The 21381-nt window shown below is 44.7% G+C and carries 16 protein-coding genes and 5 tRNA genes; 16 read left to right on the top strand and 5 right to left on the bottom strand.

Translation table 11 applies throughout. The features are described from left to right. The first annotated feature begins 146 nt into the window (after positions 1 to 146). Positions 147 to 233 (top strand) — tRNA-Leu (locus AY605_RS04090). A gap of 233 nt (positions 234 to 466) precedes the next feature. Here AY605_RS04090 and AY605_RS04085 read toward each other — a convergent pair. Beyond that, positions 467 to 2704 (bottom strand): NADP-dependent isocitrate dehydrogenase, encoded by a 2238-nt coding sequence (locus AY605_RS04085; protein ID WP_064095198.1) that lies wholly within the window; start codon positions 2702 to 2704, stop codon positions 467 to 469. Positions 2705 to 3187: 483 nt separating this feature from the next. Between AY605_RS04085 and AY605_RS04080 the strand changes: the two genes are divergently transcribed. Together AY605_RS04080 and AY605_RS04075 are read left to right on the top strand one after the other, a co-directional pair. Beyond that, on the top strand, positions 3188 to 3697 hold the full coding sequence (locus AY605_RS04080; RefSeq protein ID WP_064095197.1) for a DUF1543 domain-containing protein: 510 nt from the start codon (positions 3188 to 3190) through the stop codon (positions 3695 to 3697). A 136-nt stretch (positions 3698 to 3833) separates the two neighbouring features. Next, positions 3834 to 4826, top strand: coding sequence for a DUF2804 domain-containing protein (locus tag AY605_RS04075; protein ID WP_064095196.1), 993 nt, complete (start codon positions 3834 to 3836; stop codon positions 4824 to 4826). A gap of 58 nt (positions 4827 to 4884) precedes the next feature. On the opposite strand, the gene AY605_RS04070 is transcribed toward AY605_RS04075, so the two are convergent. Continuing rightward, positions 4885 to 5763: a metal-dependent hydrolase gene (locus AY605_RS04070; protein ID WP_064095195.1), complete on the bottom strand. Its 879-nt coding sequence runs from the start codon at positions 5761 to 5763 to the stop codon at positions 4885 to 4887. Positions 5764 to 5905: 142 nt separating this feature from the next. Here AY605_RS04070 and AY605_RS04065 point away from each other — a divergent pair, with 142 nt between their 5' ends. Further along, the gene (locus AY605_RS04065) at positions 5906 to 6943 is read left to right on the top strand and encodes a helix-turn-helix transcriptional regulator (RefSeq protein WP_064095194.1); all 1038 of its coding nucleotides are present in this window, start codon (positions 5906 to 5908) and stop codon (positions 6941 to 6943) included. A gap of 49 nt (positions 6944 to 6992) precedes the next feature. Here the strand turns inward: AY605_RS04065 and AY605_RS04060 are convergent, their stop codons facing one another. Continuing rightward, the gene (locus tag AY605_RS04060) at positions 6993 to 8327 is read right to left on the bottom strand and encodes a Na+/H+ antiporter NhaC family protein (RefSeq protein WP_064095193.1); all 1335 of its coding nucleotides are present in this window, start codon (positions 8325 to 8327) and stop codon (positions 6993 to 6995) included. A gap of 365 nt (positions 8328 to 8692) precedes the next feature. Between AY605_RS04060 and trpA the strand changes: the two genes are divergently transcribed. The 4 genes from trpA to AY605_RS04040 are packed head-to-tail and all read left to right on the top strand — an operon-like array spanning position 8693 to position 12682. Then, positions 8693 to 9496 (top strand): tryptophan synthase subunit alpha, encoded by an 804-nt coding sequence (gene trpA, locus AY605_RS04055; protein WP_064095192.1) that lies wholly within the window; start codon positions 8693 to 8695, stop codon positions 9494 to 9496. Then, complete coding sequence (accD, locus tag AY605_RS04050; RefSeq protein ID WP_064095191.1) at positions 9493 to 10389, top strand: acetyl-CoA carboxylase, carboxyltransferase subunit beta; 897 nt, start codon at positions 9493 to 9495, stop codon at positions 10387 to 10389. The genes trpA and accD overlap by 4 nt, the downstream gene beginning before the upstream one ends. Further along, entirely contained in the window at positions 10386 to 11669 is a 1284-nt protein-coding gene (gene folC / locus AY605_RS04045) for a bifunctional tetrahydrofolate synthase/dihydrofolate synthase (RefSeq protein ID WP_064095190.1), read from the top strand. Before accD ends, folC begins: the two co-directional genes overlap by 4 nt. Beyond that, positions 11666 to 12682, top strand: coding sequence for an SPOR domain-containing protein (locus AY605_RS04040; RefSeq protein ID WP_064095189.1), 1017 nt, complete (start codon positions 11666 to 11668; stop codon positions 12680 to 12682). The genes folC and AY605_RS04040 overlap by 4 nt, the downstream gene beginning before the upstream one ends. Here AY605_RS04040 and AY605_RS04035 read toward each other — a convergent pair. Next, positions 12679 to 13287 (bottom strand): dual specificity protein phosphatase family protein, encoded by a 609-nt coding sequence (locus AY605_RS04035; RefSeq protein ID WP_064095188.1) that lies wholly within the window; start codon positions 13285 to 13287, stop codon positions 12679 to 12681. The two genes, AY605_RS04040 and AY605_RS04035, sit on opposite strands and share 4 nt — an antisense overlap. 124 nt (positions 13288 to 13411) lie before the next feature. Beyond that, on the bottom strand, positions 13412 to 14053 hold the full coding sequence (locus AY605_RS04030) for a peroxiredoxin (protein ID WP_064095187.1): 642 nt from the start codon (positions 14051 to 14053) through the stop codon (positions 13412 to 13414). Between the two features lie 331 nt (positions 14054 to 14384). On the opposite strand from AY605_RS04030, the gene secA reads away from it, so the two are divergent. From secA to AY605_RS03990, 8 genes are all read left to right on the top strand, one after another. Beyond that, positions 14385 to 17111 carry a preprotein translocase subunit SecA gene (gene secA / locus AY605_RS04025; protein ID WP_064095186.1) on the top strand — a complete coding sequence of 909 codons (2727 nt, stop codon included), beginning with the start codon at positions 14385 to 14387 and terminating at the stop codon, positions 17109 to 17111. A 138-nt stretch (positions 17112 to 17249) separates the two neighbouring features. Beyond that, complete coding sequence (locus tag AY605_RS04020; RefSeq protein WP_064095185.1) at positions 17250 to 17603, top strand: hypothetical protein; 354 nt, start codon at positions 17250 to 17252, stop codon at positions 17601 to 17603. A gap of 157 nt (positions 17604 to 17760) precedes the next feature. After that, complete coding sequence (gene argJ / locus AY605_RS04015) at positions 17761 to 18981, top strand: bifunctional glutamate N-acetyltransferase/amino-acid acetyltransferase ArgJ (RefSeq protein ID WP_064095184.1); 1221 nt, start codon at positions 17761 to 17763, stop codon at positions 18979 to 18981. Between the two features lie 153 nt (positions 18982 to 19134). Further along, entirely contained in the window at positions 19135 to 20202 is a 1068-nt protein-coding gene (nadA, locus tag AY605_RS04010; RefSeq protein WP_064095183.1) for a quinolinate synthase NadA, read from the top strand. 154 nt (positions 20203 to 20356) lie between these two features. Next, positions 20357 to 20433 (top strand) — tRNA-Pro (locus AY605_RS04005). 34 nt (positions 20434 to 20467) lie between these two features. Beyond that, positions 20468 to 20544 (top strand) — tRNA-Arg (locus tag AY605_RS04000). Positions 20545 to 20581: 37 nt separating this feature from the next. Continuing rightward, positions 20582 to 20657, top strand: a tRNA-His gene (locus AY605_RS03995). Between the two features lie 17 nt (positions 20658 to 20674). Then, positions 20675 to 20751: transfer RNA gene (locus AY605_RS03990), tRNA-Pro, on the top strand. Positions 20752 to 21381: the final 630 nt, after the last annotated feature.

Here is a 21381-nt window from a genome sequence, read left to right as displayed (position 1 = left end):
TGCGGCTAGTATAAACTTTTTTCTTTTTTATGGCGGGAATTGCTCGATTTTAAAACGAAAAAATGCCATTTGTTTTAAAATTAAACAAATGTAAATATTCTGCGTTGACAGTGCTGAGAAATCGCGTATTATACCTTTCATCCACTCCCGAGGTGGTGAAATTGGTAGACGCGGCGGACTCAAAATCCGCTGTCAGAGATGACGTGTCGGTTCGAGTCCGACCCTCGGGACCAAAATTCTAAAAAACCCCAAGCATATTCAGTCTTGGGGTTTTTTATTGCCTGAAATTTATAAAAATTAAAATGATGCATCATTTCAACTGTACCTTTTAAATTGTTTGTGTTTTGGAATATCCGATTACTTTGGCAAATAAGTACCTGCATAAATCCCTAGGTGAAAAACTCAAGATATAAAAAAACCGGCCCCAAGGACCGGTTTTTTAAATCATCTTTAAGCTTTCATGCGATTACGCAGCAAAAGACTCAAGGATTGAGTTTAATGTAGCGCTTGGACGCATTACTGCACCCACTTTCGCTGGATCTACTGCGTAGTAACCACCGATGTCTACAGATTTACCTTGAACTTCGTTCAGCTCAGCAATAATCTTCGCTTCGTTGTCAGCAAGTGCTTGAGCAATCGGCGCAAATTTCGCTTTAAGTTCAGCATCTTCGTCTTGAGCAGCCAGTGCTTCAGCCCAGAATTTAGCAAGGTAGAAATGGCTGCCACGGTTGTCTAGTTCACCAGTACGGCGTGAAGGAGACTTGTCGTTGTCAAGAAGTTGACCTGTTGCCTGGTCAAGTGTCTTCGCAAGAAGTTTCGCACGTGCGTTGTCTTCTTTGATGCCAAGCTCTTCAAGAGATACAGCAAGAGCCAAGAATTCACCTAAAGAATCCCAGCGTAAGTGGTTTTCTTCTACAAGCTGTTGTACGTGTTTAGGCGCAGAACCGCCTGCACCTGTTTCGTACATGCCGCCACCAGCCATCAAAGGCACGATAGAAAGCATTTTCGCAGAAGTACCAAGTTCCATGATTGGGAACAAGTCAGTCAGGTAGTCACGTAGAATGTTACCAGTTACTGAAATAGTATCCAGGCCACGCGCAACACGCTCAAGTGTATAACGCATCGCACGTACTTGAGACATGATCTGGATGTCCAGACCGTCTGTATCGTGATCTTTCAAGTAAGTTTGAACTTTCTTGATCAATTCGTTTTCGTGTGGACGGTACGGGTCTAACCAGAAGATTGCTGGCATGCCAGAGTTACGTGCACGCGTTACAGCAAGTTTTACCCAGTCGCGGATTGGTGCGTCTTTCACCTGACACATACGCCAGATGTCGCCTTGCTCCACGTTTTGAGACATCAACACTTCGCCAGTTTCAAGGTCAGTGATGTTTGCAACACCCGCTGCTGGAATTTCGAAAGTTTTGTCGTGTGAACCGTATTCTTCAGCTTTTTGAGCCATCAAACCAACGTTAGGCACAGTACCCATTGTACGTGGGTCGAAATTGCCGTTCCACTTACAGAAGTTGATCATTTCCTGGTAAATACGCGCGAATGTAGATTCAGGCATTACCGCTTTACAGTCATAAGGCTTGCCATCGGCACCCCACATTTTACCGCCAGTACGGATCATTGCAGGCATAGATGCATCTACAATAACGTCGTTTGGAGAATGGAAGTTGGTGATGCCTTTTGCTGAGTCAACCATCGCAAGAGCAGGACGGTGTTCTTGACACGCATGTAAATCTTCGATGATTTCTTCACGTAAAGAAGTCGGAAGCGTTTCGATTTTTTCGTAAAGACCCGCCATACCGTTGTTCACGTTAATGCCGAGTTCGTCGAATAATTTCGCATGCTTTTCAAAAGCGTCTTTGTAGTAAATCTTCACACAGTGACCGAATACGATCGGGTGTGAAACTTTCATCATGGTCGCTTTCACGTGTAAAGAGAACAAGATGCCAGCTTCTTTACAATCTTCTAATTCTTTTTCATAGAAGTCGCAAAGTGCTTTTTTGCTCATGAACATTGAGTCGATGATTTCGCCGTCTAGAAGCGCAACTTTTGGCTTAAGAACGATGGTTTCACCAGAGGTAGTGATCAATTCCATTTTCACATTGCGTGCACGGTCTAAAGTCATTGACTTTTCACCATGGTAGAAGTCGCCTTCTTGCATGTGAGAAACGTGAGTTTGTGACCAAGGCTTCCATTCACCCATAGAATGTGGGTGTTTTTTCGCGTAGTTTTTAACTGCAGCTGGTGCACGACGGTCAGAGTTACCTTCACGTAGAACAGGGTTAACTGCTGAACCTAAACATTTGCTGTAACGTACTTTAAGTGCCTGTTCTTCTTCAGTTGCTGGATTCTCAGGATAGTCAGGAATCGCATAGCCTTTCGATTGAAGTTCTTTAATACAAGCAGTCAACTGCGCAACTGACGCACTGATATTCGGGAGTTTGATAATGTTCGTGTCTGGATCTTGTGTAAGACGACCTAGTTCTGCGAGGTTGTCAGTTACCTTTTGCTCATCGCTGAGATAGTCAGAGAATTCTGCGAGCACACGTGCAGCTACAGAGATGTCAGTTTTAACAATCTCTACACCAGCAGGCTTAGTAAAGGTCTCAATGATCGGCAGCAGTGAGTAAGTCGCCAGTAGTGGCGCCTCATCAGTCAGTGTGTAAATGATTTGTGACTTTCCACCAGCCATATATAGCCCCTTGCGTTGGATTGAGTTTCTGAGGCCCGAACTTTTGGCTCAGCCTCGTTGAACCGATTTGCTTAAATAAAAACATTGAGAGTATCGTCCTTCAGCGCTTTTCAGTCAACGAAATATGCTTTCATATTGAAATTCGGGCGAAAATTCGTACAGATTTGTGCAGTTTAGCCGTGTTTGTGTTTTGTACAAAAAATAATCCTTCTGCGGCTGCAAATCCCGATGTAAATGCTTGGAAATGAGCCACTAGCGAAATGTATCCCCTGAAAAAGACTTTTCTAGCCTGAGAGTGAATTGAGAAGCAATAAAACTGATCTTATATAGATAACGATTCCGCAAACTGTTTTGCATAAATTCATACCTCAGCCTGTCAATCTAACTCTGGAAGATGACGCCATAATTACAAAATGGCTTTGCGCTATACTGGTCGACATACATCCATTCATTTTGAAAGATCGACGCGAATAAGGAAATACTATGCCCAGCCTGTTTATTGTGATGCTTGGTGGCCGTCATGCCCGTGCCAATACAGAAGTTCATGATGTGGTTCTGGCTGTAGGAGAGAGTCTGGAAGATACCTATCCGCAATTGAAAAATGCTTGGTTTGCGGAGCAGAAAGGTCTGCATATTGATGCTTGGGCAAAAATTAACGGGCTGGAGTTCGAGGGTAAATCCTATGCGTTGCAATTCACTGATGCTGCTCCGAATCCGGCCGATGAAAAACTTTGGCTGATTAATCTGGGTGGTTATGATCCACACGAGTTTGGCGAGCTGCATCGTTATGTGCTGATAGTTGCACAGAATGCCATGGTCGCTAAACAGCGCGGTAAAGCCTACTTCGCCCGGCACTGGCAAAAACAGCATACCGACCGTGTACTGGATGTAGATGGCTGTCTTGCAATTGATCAGGTCTATGGCCGCTATGTCCAACTGGTAGAAGGCAGCTTTAGTGACAATCACTGGGAAAATACCTATCTCACCATTTAAAGTTGTCTATAAAAGAGGAAGTTTCTTCCGGCTGAAGGATTCGATAAGCGGTTTAAAAAATAACTTTATCAAAATTTAATAATTGGCATAATACTGTCAAGGAAAAAACAGTTTTGACTGAGATGGAATGTCTTAAATGGATTTAATTCAGGCAAATGGACAACCGCGTTATGGACGTTTCAAGGAGCTTCCAAAAAGTATTGACTATCAGGCATATCAATACAAAAATCCTTATGGTCATGTGCTGTCAGGCTGGCGTAAGCATTTAAAATATAAGAAATTCAAATTCTGTAGTATTCAGCACGAACATTATACCATTGGACTGGCGATCGCCGATATTGCATGGGCAGGGCATGGCTTTGTTTATGTCTATAACCATATGACCAATGAAGTGCTGGAATGGAATGCGATTAATTTCCTGTCCCGTAACACTGTGCTGGATGAACAGCCGCTGTTTAATCATAGTTATTTTCACAAGTCACCTTTTCAGATCGATATTCAGCATGCCAACGGCGTGCGTTATATCAATGTCAGCAAATATGGTGAAATTAAACTCAGTGCCCGAATTTTCTGTGCTGGAACCGATCCACTGAGTATGTGCAGTCCGACTGGCATCAATGGCTGGACCTATACCCAGAAACTGACCACTTTGGGCTGTGAAGGCTTTTTCATTAACAAGCAGGGACAAACCATCCAGTTTAATGAACGCAGCTTTGCCTCATTAGATGATACGTGTGGCTTTTTACGCCCGGAAACCGCCTGGTTCTGGCTGTCCTGTAATTTCTGGGATGTGAACCATAACCGGATTGGGCTTAATCTGGCTTCGGGCGTGAATGAAAGTTTTGGCAACGAGAACTGTCTGTGGGTCAATGGAAAAATTTATCCACTGGCCGATGTGCTGTTCCAGCAGGAATCGGAAAACCAATGGACGATTCAGTCGCTGGATGAAAGATTGAATCTGATGGTCAGCACAGGCTGGCGCCGTTATGAAAATCTAAACCTGCGTCTGGTCGGGAGCCAGTTTAGTCAGTGGCAAGCCAAGGTTTCCGGAACGATTCAGCAAGATGATCAGGAAATTATTTTACTAAATGAATATGCCTTGCTTGAACAGCATTATGCCAAGTGGTAAATGTACAGGCATAAGACATAAAAAAAGCCTTCAATTTTGAAGGCTTTTTGATTTGAACTTAATCTTTGGCAGCCTGCCAGAAGGCTTCACCGGCCTGAATAGGATCATTGGTTTCGGCTAGAGTTTTTACCCAGACATCATATTGGGCAATTACCGGATGCTGGGAAGGGTGGAAATCTTTTTTAAACCAGTCCCGATATTGTGTACCCATACGGGTCAATTTCCCGTTACGGCCAAAAAACCAGGGCAGTCCTTTTAAGTTCATTTGTAAACGTTGTAATGGCGTGAATCCATCATGTTTAAGCATGATATTGGCGCGGTATATGGTAAAGCTGAACATGAGCAGGGTAGTAATCACCAAGCTATATTTTCGCAGAAGCTCTGGAGTTTTTGCTACATCTTTCATCACATCAAAAGCCACATCACGATGTTCCATTTCTTCAATGGCATGCCATGCAAACATGGCACGAACAAAAGGATGGGCATCTCTTAACGTATCTTTCTGTCCAAAAAAAGTCTCGGCCATTAGCGCAGTCAGATGCTCTGCGGCAGCAGTTACCGCGATATTGTATTCAGGTGAGCGGTTTTTCAAGTCGTAATTCATCATGTAATTCAGGCGCTGAATGAACTGATCTACGGGCATGCCTTGCTCGCGCATCAGCTGATTCATTTTTTCATGGGTCATGCCATGCTGCGCTTCCTGACGAATAAAATCTGCAACACGCTGCTGCAGTTCCGGGTCTGTGATCTGATCGCGGAACAGGCGTACACTCTGAATAAAATAGCGCTCACCATCAGGAAAGGTCAGGCTCAGGGCATCGAACATGCGGGTCAGAAAGGGATCGCCGCCCAACCAGTAGCGTGGAATTTCATCCAGTTTAAAATCAAGCTGGGTCCGTACTACGGGCTTTATCAAAGATTTTAATACTGCATTCATCTTGTACGTTCTTTTTTATGATGATGCGAACAGTATGTCGGGGAATCCTGTAATTGTTTTGACATAGCTTGCCAATTTTTATACATTTTATGCCAAATGAAAATAAAACTGCTCAGACTAAAGCAGGCAGCGAGAAGTGCGCATGCAAGAAATTAAAATATCCAATGGTTATATTCAACTCTGGGCGACCTATCTGCGCGGTCTGCAAATTGAGCCTTTGGAAGCTGACTTTCTGCAAGAACTACATGAAGTGCTTGTCCCCCTGATTGATCAGCCTTTTGCCACACAAGTGCCTCTAGAATTATTGAATCAGCTTCTTTTAACAACCCGGCAGTATTTAAACTGTCCGCAGCTGATTTTCGAGATTGTACAAGTCATTCGCCCAGAACATTTTGGTGTGCTCGGTTATATGGCTTCGCGGAGCAGCAGCGTTGCGGAAATGATTTGCCATATCATGCGTTTTCAACGACTGGTGGTTGATGGCGGTGAGTTTGTACCTTTGCAGTTGAAGCAGCATGAATGCAGTATTGAATTATACTGGGCCTATCTGGACGAAAAATATAATCTGCTAAATGAACTGACCATGGCCGCGATGGTGCAGTTGGGACGTGTCATTTTACAGGATCATCAACTGTTAGTCCGTTGTGTACGCTTTGTCCATGCGCCCGATAGGGGACAAATGCATTATCAAAAGTTTTTCGCCAGCGAGGTGAAATTTTCCCAAGCCTACTACGGCATAGAACTGGATTTACAAGGACTGGCACATCGGTCTGAGCAGGCAGATCCTATGCTGTTACAGTTGCTGGTGCATCAGGCAGAACAGGCCATTGCAGCCAAGCCACTAGTTGAGAATCATCTGGAACAGGCCCAGCAAATGATTGCCGAACAGCTCCGTACCCGGCATCAGGCCATTAAAGTTGAACAGCTTGCCCGGCAGTTGCTGATGTCGACACGGAGTTTGCAACGCTTATTCAGCACACATGGCACCTCATTTAAAAAACTGCTGGAACAGCAGCGGATTAAACGTTGCGAGCTGCTGTTGCAACAGGGAATGGGGTTGAGCGAGATCGCTGAGCAGCTGGATTATTCTGACCAGTCGGCATTGGCACGGGCCTACAAGGCAGCCACCGGACAGACATTGTTAGAGCGCAAAAGGCAGTTACACCAACAGCGCAGCTAAAAAAAGCGACCCAAACAGGTCGCTTTTTTATTTGAAGAAAATGGTGAGGTTAAGCGCTGGCTTTGATCTTGGGGAATCTAAATGCAATCGCCGCAATCGCAAAAATGGCCAGAATCCAGCAATAGTACACACCACCAATCAGTTCAACCGGTGAGATTTTTGCAATAGAACAGGCCAGTAGTAACTGTGCGCCATAGGGAATCAACCCTTGCACCACACAGGAGAAAATATCCATCAGTGCCGCAGAACGCTTGGGATCTACACCGTATTCTTTGGCAACTTCACGTGCCATATCTCCAGACAGAATAATCGCCACGGTATTATTGGCCACAAAAATATTCGAAAATACTACCAAGAAGCTGATCCCGATTTCGCCAGCACGTTGCTGACCGACTTTAAACAGACGGGTCAGGCTATAAATACGCTCGATCAGCCAGCGTAAACCGCCTTCACGTTGCATGATCGCCGACAGGCCACCCAGGAACATGGACAATAATGCCACTTCAAACATGCCGACAAAGCCATCATAAATTGAAGTATTCAGTTTGAGCAGATCAAATTCAGCTGTGGCAAACAGGCCAAACAAGCCGGAAAGTAGTACCCCAATGGTCAGCACAGCCAGAACGTGTAAACGGCTAAAGGCTAAAATAAATACGGCGATATAAGGTAAGACCAGAAGCCAGTTGAAGTCCTTGTATTCCACTGCATTGCTACTACCGCTACTCAACACGTAAATCAAAATAGTCACGATTGAGGCAGGAACCGCAATCCAGACATTGACTCTGAATTTGTCACGCAGTTGTACGCCCTGACTGGTCGTTGCAGCAATGGTGGTATCCGAGATCATTGAAAGATTGTCACCGAACATGGCACCACCAACGACCGCACCAACCGCATAAACTACATTGATCTCGGTGACCTCGGCAAATCCAAAAGCGATCGGCGCACAGGCTGCAATGGTGCCCATGGAGGTACCCATAGCCGTGGCAATAAAGGCCGAGATCACAAACAGCATCGGCAGAATAAATGTGGGTGGAATCACCGACAAGCCCATCTGCACAGTGGCATCCACACTGCCAATGGCACTACTGACGCTGGCAAAGGCACCGGCCAGCATAAACACCATAAACATCAGGATTAAGTTCGGATGACTGGCACCTCTGATGAATTCCTCAATGCCTTGGTTAAGTTTACCGCGATACACTAATGCAGCCAAGATAATCGCAGGCAGGGCAGCCACAGGCGCTTTCACCTGATAGAACGCGAACTCGGTTCCGATCAGGGAATGATAGATTCCGCTACCCAAAAATATGGTTAAAAATACAATAAGCGGCAGCAGTGCAATGGCGCGTGCCTGCACTGTCGCCTCAGAATCAGTCTGCATAGGAGATAAAAAAGTAAGAGAATAGGACTAGTATAAAGCAGGTTTTGCAATTTCAGAAAACTTTATATGAATGCGCTAACATCTGCATTTTTATTAATTTTTATATGATAAAAATAAGTTTATCTAAATATTCAAGATTTTAGGTAATAGCAAAATTAGGCATCTTTGATCATTGTGAAAAAAATCAAAATAATCGTAAATAGACCCTTCCGAATTGTTTTGAAATCTTCGCACAGGAAATGAAGTACTCGAGGTCGGTATCGCAGACTGTTCATTGGACAAAAAATAGCGTTACAATGCGATGTCTTGTATTTCTACATAGTCAATGCCTCAAGTTTGAAACACGTTAAGGAAAATATCACCCTATGTCACGTTTAGCCGCCCGATTTGCACAACTTAAATCTCAACAGCGTAAAGCTTTAGTTTCTTATGTAATGGCTGGTGATCCGCATCCAGAAATTACGGTGCCTTTGTTGCATGAGATGGTGGATGCGGGTGTCGACGTGATTGAGCTGGGACTTCCTTTCTCAGACCCGATGGCAGATGGACCGGTGATTGCGCTAGCTGCTGAACGTGCTCTGGCTGGTGGGACCAATACACTGGATGCACTGCATATGGTGAAAGAATTTCGCTTGAAAGACCGCGAAACACCAGTGGTGCTGATGGGTTATCTGAATCCGGTTGAAGTAATTGGCTATGAAAAGTTTGTGGCTTATGCCTATGAATGTGGAGTAGACGGCGTACTGCTGGTGGACTTACCGCCAGAAGAAGCAAAAAGTCTGGGTGAAGTACTGGAAAAATATGACATGGATCAGATTTTCCTGCTGGCACCAACTTCAACCGATGCACGTATTCAACATGTAGCAAAACAGGCCAGCGGCTTTATTTACTATGTGTCACTGAAAGGCGTGACTGGTGCAGCAACTTTAGATGTTTCTGAAGCTGCTGCACGCATTCAAAAGATTAAAGCTGTGACTGATGTTCCTGTAGGCGTAGGTTTCGGTATCAGTGATGCTGCATCTGCGAAAGCGATGGGTGTTGCTGCCGATGCAGTTATTGTGGGTAGTGCGTTTGTAAAGCAGTTTGCAACGCTCGCACCAGAACAAGCCGTTATTGCGACGGTGAATAAAGTCAAGGAGCTTCGAGCAGCGCTCGATGAGTTAGTATGAGTCAACAACTGAAATCAGGCAAAATTCTGAGCCCATCGACCCCATGGACGGAGCGCACTGTTCCGGGCATTCAGGTACCCGATGAGCAAACGGCATATAAAGCGACATTTACCGAGCCTACGATTGAGTGCCCTGAATGTCATGCATTGGTGACCCGTACTGCCATGTCATTCAATGCCTATGTATGCCCGCAATGTGATGAACATTTGCGTATGAAAGCCCGTGAACGTCTGAACTGGTTCTTTGACCAGGTGCAAACAGAATTGGGTCAGGAATTTGTAGCCAAAGATCCACTGAAATTTGTCGATAGCAAAGCCTATCCAGACCGTATGGCAGAAGCGCAAAAGAAAACCGGTGAAACTGAAGCGCTGGTCGTGATTCAAGGTTTGCTGAAAGGCGTACCGATGATTGCCTGTGCATTTGAATTCGACTTTATGGGTGGTTCGATGGGTACAGTAGTGGGTGACCGCTTTGTTCAGGCAGCAGAACGTGCGATTGAAACCCGTCAGCCCCTGATCTGTTTTGCTGCTTCTGGTGGTGCACGTATGCAGGAAGGCATGTTGTCCCTGATGCAAATGGCGCGTACTTCGGCTGCGATCCAGCGTTTAAAAGAAGCGGGTCTGCCTTATGTGGTCGTACTGACTCATCCGGTATACGGTGGTGTAACTGCCTCATTGGCAATGCTGGGTGATGTACATCTTGCCGAACCGAAAGCGATGATTGGCTTTGCCGGTAAACGTGTGATTGAACAGACCGTACGTGAAAAACTGGAAGAACCGTTCCAGCGCGCGGAATACTTGCTTGATCATGGGGTAATCGATCAGATTGTTCACCGTCACGCATTACGTGATACAGTTTATCGTATCGTTACGAAGTTGATGAATTTGCATTGAACACAGCACCCTTAGCAACAGATTCTTTAAATACATGGCTCGATTATTGGAGCCATGTTCACGTTACGGGTATTGATTTAGGTCTGGAACGTGTCATTCCGGTGGCTGAAAAGCTGGGCGTGACATCTCCAGAGGCCAAAGTGCTGACGGTGGCAGGAACCAATGGTAAGGGTTCAACCACTACCACACTGGCCGCGATTCTGAATGCGCAAGGCTTCAAGGTCGGGCTGTATCAATCTCCACATGTGTATCGCTTTAATGAACGCGTGAAATTACGCGGCATTGAGGTGGAAGATCAGTTGCTGATTGATGCTTTTGTTCAGGTCGATCAGGCTCGTCGCGAATGCGGTTTGAGCCTGTCTTTCTTTGAAGCCACCACACTGGCCGCCTTTGTGATTTTTAAAGATCAGTGCTGTGATGTCTGGGTACTGGAAGTCGGCCTGGGCGGTCGTCTGGATGTGGTCAATGTGGTCAATCCCGATGTTGCGGTAATTACCAATATTGGTCTGGATCATACCGACTGGCTTGGTGACACCATCGAGAAAATTGCTTTTGAAAAGGCCGGAATTATCCGCCCGGATATTCCCGTGGTATTTGGTGGACAGCAACAGATCCCGCAAGCCATTCTGGATACATCCCAAGAATGCAATGCGCCCTTGTATGCAATCAACCGGGATTATTTTTATGAAGCGTTTGAAGATGGCCAAAGCTGGGCTTTTGCTTCTTCGGGTACAACCTTAAAATTCCCAACAGGATCGCTGGCGCTGGATAATATTTCTACCGCCGTGGCCGCCATTCTGCTGAGCGGATTAAATGTCAGCCAGCAGGCAATTGCGCAAGGCATTCAAACGGCAAAATTGCCGGGACGGTTTGAAATCCGTCAAATCCAGAATAAAACCGTGATTTTTGATGCCGGACATAACCCGCATGGGGTCGAATTTCTGCTGAAACAGTTGCGAAGTTATTTAAATTATAATCAAAAATATAATGAAGTTATTTGCGTATTTTCAATGCTGGCAGATAAAGATATAAATTCTGTCGCCAAGTTATTGAAAGACACAGTTCAATTGTGGAAAATTGCACCATTATCCGTTCCGCGTGCGGCAGAGGTCACAGTTTTGGCTGATGCTTTAAGCGGTGAGGCGATAGAACAATTTGACAATGTAAAATTAGCTTTTAAATCAGCACTGGATCAAACCGATAATAATCAGCTGATTTTGGTATGTGGATCATTTCATACCTTAGAAGCGGTATGGGAGTATTTGGAAGAATGTCAATGAATAACAAACAGCGCTGGATGGGCGGTGTTGTTTTACTCGGTGGTGGTGTTTTATTGGCAGCATTACTCCTGAAAGGCCAAGATGAAATCAATCATGACCGTCAGCAAAATCCGGCCCAGGCTGCGGAAGTCGAAAATAAAGAATCAGGCAATCATTCACTCGGTTCTTTGACGGTCGATGTGGAAACAGAAAAACGCTTACTTGAACAGCAACGCCGTGATCGCGAAAAAGCAGTTGCAGAACAGGAGGCGCGTGCGGCCGAATTTTTAGCGATGCAACAGCAGGCTGAGGCAGATGCTGCGCGTAAAGCTGCAGAAGAATATGCTGCACTGAATGCACACCGTATGGGACAGCAAAGTTCCGATAATATTCCGCCAGAACTGGTCGAAGACGAACAGGCCAAGCAGAAACGTCTGGCTGAAGAAAAAGCACTGCAAGAAAAAAAGTTAGCCCAGCAGCAGCTGGACCAACAAAAAGCCAATAGTTCTACTGATGCAGCCAAGAAAGAAGCAGAGCGTAAAGCGGCTGAAAGTAAAGCTGTAGAAGAAAAACGCAAATTAGAGCAGCAGCAAAAAGCTGAAGCAGAACGTAAGGCGGCTGAAGCAAAACGTAAAGCCGAGGGAGAGCGTAAAGCGACTGAAAAGAAAGAAGCTGAACGTAAAGCTGCCGAGGAAAAACGTAAAGCCGACGAAAAGCGTAAAGCTGAAGAAGCCAAGAAGAAAGCAGAAGCTGAACAGGCACGTAAACTTCTGGAAGGAGAAGAGGACAAGCAATGGATGGTCCAGGTGGCACTGGCTGCGAATGAAGCCAATGCAGATGCGGTGGCAGCCAAGCTGCGTGCCAAAGGTTACAAGGTCACCAAAAGTCCTACTTCTAAAGGCATACGTATCATGGTTGGACCCTCTAAAGACCGTGATACTGCAGACGCACTCCGCAAGAAAATCACGTCTGATGCCAGCCTGAATATGAAATCAGCTTGGGTCAATGACTGGGTGCCACTAGATAAGCGTTAATTATTTTGGCTAGTCGAAATTTCTGTAGATGGATTTGCGAGCTGTTCGCGAATCCATTTTACATTTTCAGGCGTGAATAACTTTTCGATATTACGCCAAATGGCATGAAAGCCATAACCGCCATGTTTCATTTCCTGTAGCGCCTGCTCAGCCGGCCAATGTTCAAAAATAATCCGGTACATGGCGACACTGGCACCGGTACGGTCTGAACCGTGATAACAATGCAGTAAAACTTTTTGGTTGTTTTGTTGTGCTTGCTGGATCAGTAACATAACTTTCAATAAATCTTCCCGATCAAGTGCCCAAGTATGGATGGGTACATGATGCAGCTGAAATTTTTCATTGCTTAAAATGATGCTGTCTTGATCTCGCGAACGTAAATTAATAACCACATCGATGTGATGCTGTTTTAATAAAGAAATAAGTTCGGATGAAGGCTGTTCACTACGATAGACAAAATTACTGATTTGATGAAAATTATATTCCTGATGAATTGTCTTTCCCCAATGCTGAGGACGTTCATGCGCAGGCAGGGCGGGCGTGGTCACACAACCTGTGGTCAGGAGGTAGCCACTCATCATGATTGGAAATATACAGATTTTCATACAAACCCTGATTGTTGTTTTTGTCCCTTAAAGTTTAAAGTGAATACGAGATTTTGAATATAAAAAAGCCTATCCGAAGACAGGCTTTATAGTGATAGTTCTCTTGTTTTTTATGATAGCGCTTTTAATTTTGCTCAGGCTGCGGCGTAAGCCTTAAATAAGGCGTTACCGCGGTATAACCTTTAGGGAAGCGTTGCTTGATCTCGTCCTCATCTTTTAATGAAGGAACGATCACGACATCCTCACCCTGCTGCCAGTTTGCTGGCGTGGCTACTTTATGTTTATCAGTGAGTTGCAGGGAGTCTATGACACGCAAGATTTCATGGAAATTACGTCCTGTCGATGCAGGATAAGTAATAATCAAACGGACTTTTTTGTTGGGGTCGATGACTACTAAAGAACGAACCGTTAGAGTTTCGCTGGCATTCGGATGGATAAAGTCATACAGCTCGGAGACTTTACGATCCTGATCGGCAATAATCGGGAAATTGACCGTGGTATTCTGGGTTTCATTGATGTCTTTAATCCAGCCATGGTGTGATTCAACATCATCGACCGACAGGGCAATCGCTTTCACGCCCCGTTTTGCGAACTCGTCTTTCAGTTTTGCGGTATAGCCAAGTTCAGTGGTACATACTGGTGTATAGTCGGCAGGGTGTGAAAATAAAATACCCCAGCTATCGCCCAGAAAATCATAAAAATTAATCAGGCCTTCACTGGATTGCTGTTCAAAATTCGGTGCGGTATCGCCTAGACGTAAACTCATCTTTTTGCCTCAATTGGTTTTTTAATGGAGAGATAAGATTTAATATGAACCAAGATTTATATAATTAAAAATAGTGTTTTTAGCTTTCTTTATGAATAAACTGCATAAGCAAGATATCCATCTATCCAGAAGTGCAAAAATCAGTCAATTAATTGACTATGTTGCACAGGGAAAATTTGCTACATTACTTTGCCTTAGATCTTAGGGCTAGAACTAAGGATCAGATTTTTTTAGCGGTTTTACAGCAAAACCCTTGTAGTTCAAATTTCTAGCACCATAATAACGACTAAGAACATATTCATTTGACAAGCAAGATTTAGAGAGTCTATTCATGTTGGCAAGTCTGATCGGAGGAATCTTCGGTACCAAAAATGAGCGCGAACTCAAACGCATGCGTAAAATCGTAGACAAGATTAATGCGCTCGAGCCGACGATATCATCCCTGAGCGATGCAGACTTATCTGCAAAAACTGAAGAATTCAAACAACGATATAATAAGGGTGAAACCCTTGATAAATTACTTCCTGAAGCATTTGCAGTCTGTCGTGAAGCCGCTAAGCGAGTGATGGGTATGCGTCATTATGACGTGCAGCTGATCGGCGGTATTACCTTGCATGAAGGCAAAATCGCAGAGATGCGTACCGGTGAGGGTAAAACCCTGATGGGTACTTTGGCCTGCTATCTGAATGCCATCAGTGGTCAAGGTGTGCATGTCATTACCGTGAACGATTATCTGGCACAGCGTGATGCCGAGTTAAACCGTCCATTATTTGAATTTTTGGGTTTAAGCATCGGTATCATTTATTCCATGCAAAATCCGATGGAAAAAGCTGAAGCTTATCGTGCTGATATTACTTACGGTACCAATAACGAATTCGGTTTTGACTACCTGCGTGACAATATGGTCTTCTCGCTGGCCGAGAAAAAGCAGCGTGGTCTGATCTATGCCATTATCGATGAGGTCGATTCGATCCTGATTGATGAAGCACGTACCCCGCTGATTATTTCTGGTCAAAGTGAAGACTCTTCGCAGCTTTATGCAGCCATTAATAATATTCCACCAAAGTTAAAACCACAGAAAGAAGAAAAAGTGCCGGACGGTGGCCACTTCTGGATTGATGAAAAACAGCGTTCAGTTGAAATTACTGAAGTAGGCTTTGAAACCATTGAAAGTGAACTGATTGAAATGGGCCTGCTGGCTGAAGGTGAGAGCCTGTATTCAGCGGCGAACCTGAACCTGTTGCATCATGTCACTGCAGCGATTCGCGCCCATTATCTTTATCAATGCAATGTGCAATACATCATTAACGATGGTGAAGTGATTATTGTCGATGAAAATACCGGTCGTACCATGCCGGGACGTCGTTGGTCTGAAGGTTTGCATCAAGCTGTAGAAGCCAAAGAAGGTCTGGAAATCCAGCCGGAAAACCAGACGCTGGCAACCACAACCTTCCAGAACTATTTCCGTCTGTATAAAAAACTGTCCGGGATGACCGGTACTGCTGATACTGAAGCAGCGGAAATGAAAGAAATTTATGGTCTGGATGTGGTGCTGATTCCGACGCACCGTCCAATGATCCGTGATGACCAGAACGATTTGATTTATCTAAATCGTGAAGGAAAATATAACGCCATTATTCAAGAAATTCAGCGTGTGCATGAAGCTGGTGTCGCACCGATCCTGATTGGTACAGCCACTATTGAAGCGTCTGAAATCCTTTCAGACAAGCTAAAAGCAGCTGGCATTGAGCATGAAGTGCTAAATGCCAAGCAGCATGAGCGTGAAGCCGATATTATTGCCCAGGCGGGTGCACCACGTGCTGTAACCATTGCTACCAACATGGCCGGTCGTGGTACCGACATTTTGCTCGGTGGTAACTGGAAAGCATTACTGGCGAAAATTGAAAACCCGACTCCTGAAGATGAAGCGCGTCTGAAAGCAGAATGGGAGGTCAATCATCAGGCAGTGCTGGATTCGGGCGGTTTGCATATTATCGGTTCCGAACGTCATGAATCACGCCGTATCGATAACCAGTTGCGTGGCCGTGCCGGCCGTCAGGGTGACCCTGGGGTATCGCGCTTCTACCTGTCACTGGAAGACGACCTGATGCGTATCTTTGCCGGTGATCGCGTAGTCGGTATGATGCGTGCCATGGGCTTACAGGAAGATGAAGCCATTGAGCACAAGATGGTATCTCGGTCGATTGAAAATGCCCAGCGTAAAGTGGAAGCACGTAACTTTGACATTCGTAAGAACCTGTTGAAATACGATGACGTCAATAACGAACAGCGTAAGATTATTTATAGCCAACGTGATGACATCCTGGCGGAAAGCTCATTGCAGGATTATATTGAAGAAATGATCCGTGAAGTGATGCAGGGTGTGATCGCCAATTATATTCCACCTGAATCGATTCATGACCAGTGGGATATTGAAGGTCTGGAACTGGCATTGCGTGAAGACCTGTCAATAGATATTCCTGTCGGCCAATGGCTGGAACAGGACCGTCGTCTGGATGAAGAGGCTTTGGTCGAGCGTATTACAGATGAAGTGCTGAATCGCTACCGTTCACGTCGTGAGCAAATGGGTGAAGAATCTGCAGCGTCGCTTGAACGTCACTTTATGCTGAATTCTCTGGACCGTCACTGGAAAGAACATCTGGCGGCTATGGACTACTTGCGTCAGGGGATTCATTTACGTGGTTATGCACAGAAGAATCCAGAGCAGGAATACAAAAAAGAAGCTTATAACCTGTTTGTGAACATGCTCGGTACGATTAAGTCCGATGTAGTGACAGATCTGTCGCGTATCCACGTACCGACCCCTGAAGAACTGGCCGAAATGGAAGCACAGCAACAGGCACAGGCTGAGGCAATGCGTTTGCAGCTATCTCATCAGGAATTTGACGGCTTGCTTGCAGGTGAACATGAGATGGATACCGAACAGAATGCTCAGGCGAATCCTGTAGCGCCAGTCTTTGAAGCGCCGGCAAGTCGTAATGCACCTTGCCCGTGTGGTTCAGGCCTGAAATACAAACAGTGTCATGGCAAGATCTAAACTGGATTAGAAATCAGAGCCGCATGGCTCTGATTTTTTTATGTATGAAGATTTTTCAGAAATTGAATACTGTTTGCAGTCTTAGGAATTAAATGCTATTTAATGGCTGATTCAACACCTCAAAGTGGAAGAACCTGAATGAAAAAAGTATTAAAAACGCTCATGATTGCTGCTTTGGCAATGCCTGTATTAAGTTTTGCACAGACTCCATCTACCACAACACTGGATAAAGTTGAGCAAGCGGTGGGTACGACCACTGCCCAAGTGCAACGCACGGATACACAAGTGACGGTAGTCAGTCCACGTACGGGGATCAGTTATACCTTTGCCAATCAGAATCGTCCGATTGTATTGCAGACTGCTGCAATTGCAGCGGCCAATGCAGCAAATGCAGACCGGATTGTTGCCACAAATCCCGCCCTTTCAAGCGTAAGTCAGCAACAGGCTAAACAGGCTTTATTGAATCAAGCGGGACAAATTGCACAAAACTAAAAATATCTCATTAAAAAATATGAAAACCAGTCTTGATGACTGGTTTTTTATTGTGAAAATCTATAATAAATCTTAGGCGGGCTCTGGCTTTGGCTCGATTTTTTATTGCAGATCAACTAAGCTGTATTTTTCTGAAACTTCAAGATTGGATTTTAAAATGGCAGTTGGTGACGTATCTATGCCACAGATGCATGTGGTGAAAGGGGTTAAAATTGGTTCGGCTGAAGCCTATGTACGCTATCAGAACCGACGTGACCTGGTGATATTTGAACTGGCTGCCGGCTCCAATGTTGCAGGGGTATTTACCCAGAATGCCTTCTGCGCAGCCCCGGTGCATGTGTCAAAAGCACATTTAAAGATAGGCAATCCACGGTATCTCGTCATTAATACCGGTAATGCCAATGCGGGTACTGGCCCGACAGGTATGGTAAATGCAGAAGCGACCTGTGCCAAACTGGCCGAGCTGGCCGGAGTAAAACCTGAAGAAGTATTACCGTTTTCAACAGGTGTGATTGGCGAGCAGTTGCCAATGGAACGTTTGCTCAGTGGATTGCAGCCAGCCCTGGATTCATTGCGTGATGATGCCTGGATGGATGCAGCGACAGGAATTATGACCACGGATACCACACCGAAAGGTGCATCCGAACAGTTCGAACTGGATGGTATTACTTATACCATGACAGGTATTTCCAAGGGTGCCGGCATGATTCGTCCAAATATGGCGACCATGCTGGGCTATGTGGCCACAGATGCGCCGATCAGCCGTGAACTGGTACAGCAGCTTTTGTCTGAGACAGTAAACCAGTCATTTAACCGTATTACGATTGACGGCGATACTTCAACCAATGACTCCTGTATCTTGATTGCTACAGGTCAGGCGGGTGGTGTCGAAATTACTTCGATTGAAGATTCGCGTTATGTAGCGGTGCGAGAGGTACTGATGCGCATCATGAAACGCCTTGCACAACTGATCGTGCGTGATGGTGAAGGTGCAACCAAATTTATTACCGTCACAGTCGAGGGGGGTGCCAATACCCAGGAATGCTGTGATGTAGCCTATAGCATAGCCCATTCACCCTTGGTTAAAACCGCGATCTTTGCTTCTGATCCAAACTGGGGGCGTATTCTGGCTGCGATTGGTTATGCCAGTGTAGTAAATTTAGACGTTGCAAAAATTCAGGTTTGGTTAGATGATGTACAAATCTGCAAAGATGGTGGTGCAGCAGCAGATTATACCGAAGCGGCAGGTGCACGTGTCATGGCACAACCTGAAATGACGATTCATGTTGATCTTGGACGGGGTGAAGCAAAAGATACGGTCTATACCTGTGACTTATCTTATGATTATGTAAAAATCAATGCAGATTATCGTTCATAATCCAGATTGTTTTGAAAGCCTCCATTGCGGGGCTTTTTTTATACTTAATGATTTTTAATGACTGGTCAAAAATAGCGTATCGCCAGAGATGACCGGGATGTAGGGTGAAAGGTTCATTGAATAATGAATCATGAGGGTAGAGTAAGAGTTGTTATGAATGATGCGACTAAATTAATAGCGAATGAAGCTAAATCGATTGTGCAGGCGCATTTAGATCGTTTACGAGATCCCAGAGAGCATCAGATCAGTGCACAAGCCAAACAGGAAAAATTTGCCCAGATTCAGACCGAGCTGGAAAAACAGGATGCGGTTTTAGTCGCGCATTATTATTGTGATCCTGAAGTGCAGGAGCTAGCCGAACTTACAGGTGGTTGTGTTTCTGATTCACTGGAAATGGCACGTTTTGGTCGCGATCACCCAGCATCGACGCTTGTGGTAGCAGGTGTGAAATTTATGGGTGAAACTTCAAAAATCCTTTCACCTGAAAAAACGGTACTCATGCCTACTCTGGAAGCCACCTGTTCGCTAGATCTGGGCTGTCCGGTAGATGAGTTTAGCAAGTTCTGTGATGCTCATCCTGATCATACTGTAGTGGTCTATGCCAATACTTCTGCTGCAGTGAAAGCACGTGCCGATTGGGTGGTCACCTCAAGTTGTGCAGTGGAAATTATTGAGCATCTGGACAGTCTGGGTGAAAAAATTATATGGGCACCAGATCAGCACTTGGGTCGTTATATTCAGAACAAAACCGGAGCTGACATGCTGCTTTGGGACGGTGCTTGTATCGTACATGAAGAATTCCGCTCACGCGGCATTGCTAGTATGAAAGCTTTATATCCAGATGCGGCAGTTTTGGTGCATCCGGAATCACCCATGTCCGTGGTAGAAATGGCAGATGCAGTGGGGAGTACTTCGCAACTGATCAAGGCTGCGCAAACTTTACCGCACAAGCGATTAATTGTGGCAACAGACCGTGGCATCTTCTATAAAATGCAGCAAGCTGTCCCGGATAAGATATTGATTGAGGCTCCAACCGCTGGAGAAGGAGCAACATGTCGTTCCTGTGCACATTGTCCTTGGATGGCAATGAACGAACTTGATGGAATTTTGCAGGTTTTGCAGCATCGTGATCAGGAGATTCATGTGGACCCAGCTTTAGCTCAGCGAGCCAAATTACCCCTAGATCGAATGTTGGATTTTAGTGCTAGCTTAAAACGCTAGAAATTTGTATAAAAAATGTCTGAAATGCTTGATAAATAAACGCTTGAAGTGTTTTTTCGATTTTTTTTAAATATAGGTGTTGACGTCTCAGGGCGTCACGCCTAGAATGCACACCGTACCGAACGAGATGTTCGATACAAAAGCTGAGATGAATCGGAGCATAGCACAGCCTGGTAGTGCACCTGGTTTGGGACCAGGGGGTCGTAGGTTCGAATCCTACTGCTCCGACCAATTCTTCAAGGCAAATGATGTTAGCATCAGTAAAGCGCTTGTAGCTCAGTTGGATAGAGCATCCGCCTTCTAAGCGGATGGTCACAGGTTCGAATCCTGTCAGGCGCGCCATTTGGTCGCTTGATATTGAGAGCCAAATGTGATAATGGTGGATGTAGCTCAGTTGGTAGAGCCCTGGATTGTGATTCCAGTTGTCGCGGGTTCGAATCCCGTCATTCACCCCAACTTTTAAAGTTGAATTCGGAGCATAGCACAGCCTGGTAGTGCACCTGGTTTGGGACCAGGGGGTCGTAGGTTCGAATCCTACTGCTCCGACCATCTCCTTCAAGATGGTCGAGATAAAAGATACCGCGTTAAGCGGTTTTTTTATGCCTGAAATTTATGTTTGGCTTAAAGTGAGTAAGGATAAGTATTTGGGGTTAAAATAACTAATCAATAACACACTTAATTATTCGGTTATTAAAGTTATTAAAATAATATTTCTTCATTCTTCATTCTTCATTCTTCATTCTTCATTCTTCATTCTTCATTCTTCATTCTTCATTCTTCATTCTTCATTCTTCATTTGAATATCCAAGACCTGTGATTAGAAAAAATCTTCTGATTATTGAACTTTTTTGGGGATCAGGAATTATTTTCGACACAAGGTTTATTTAAATTATTCCAAAACAATAGTTTTAAAAAGATATTAAAGGGCATAAAAAATAAGAAGCATAAATTGTAATTTTTTCAGTTAATAAAGAAATAAAGATTATTTTTAATAATGAGATTATGAAAACAGAAGTTTGTAGTGTTAAAAAAGGAATTTTTTAGATTAAAAGGTATGCATATACGTATATTTTGCAGAAATAATAAACAGTCGTTAGGTTTTTATTGAATTATTTAAAAAATGGGGTTGCAACCCCTCTGAAATGCTGTAGAATGCACATCCATCGGCGGTGATGAAGA

The organism is Acinetobacter sp. SFD (assembly GCF_001647575.1).
Lineage (GTDB): Bacteria > Pseudomonadota > Gammaproteobacteria > Pseudomonadales > Moraxellaceae > Acinetobacter > Acinetobacter pecorum.
This window is presented reverse-complemented; position numbering and strand designations above follow the sequence as displayed.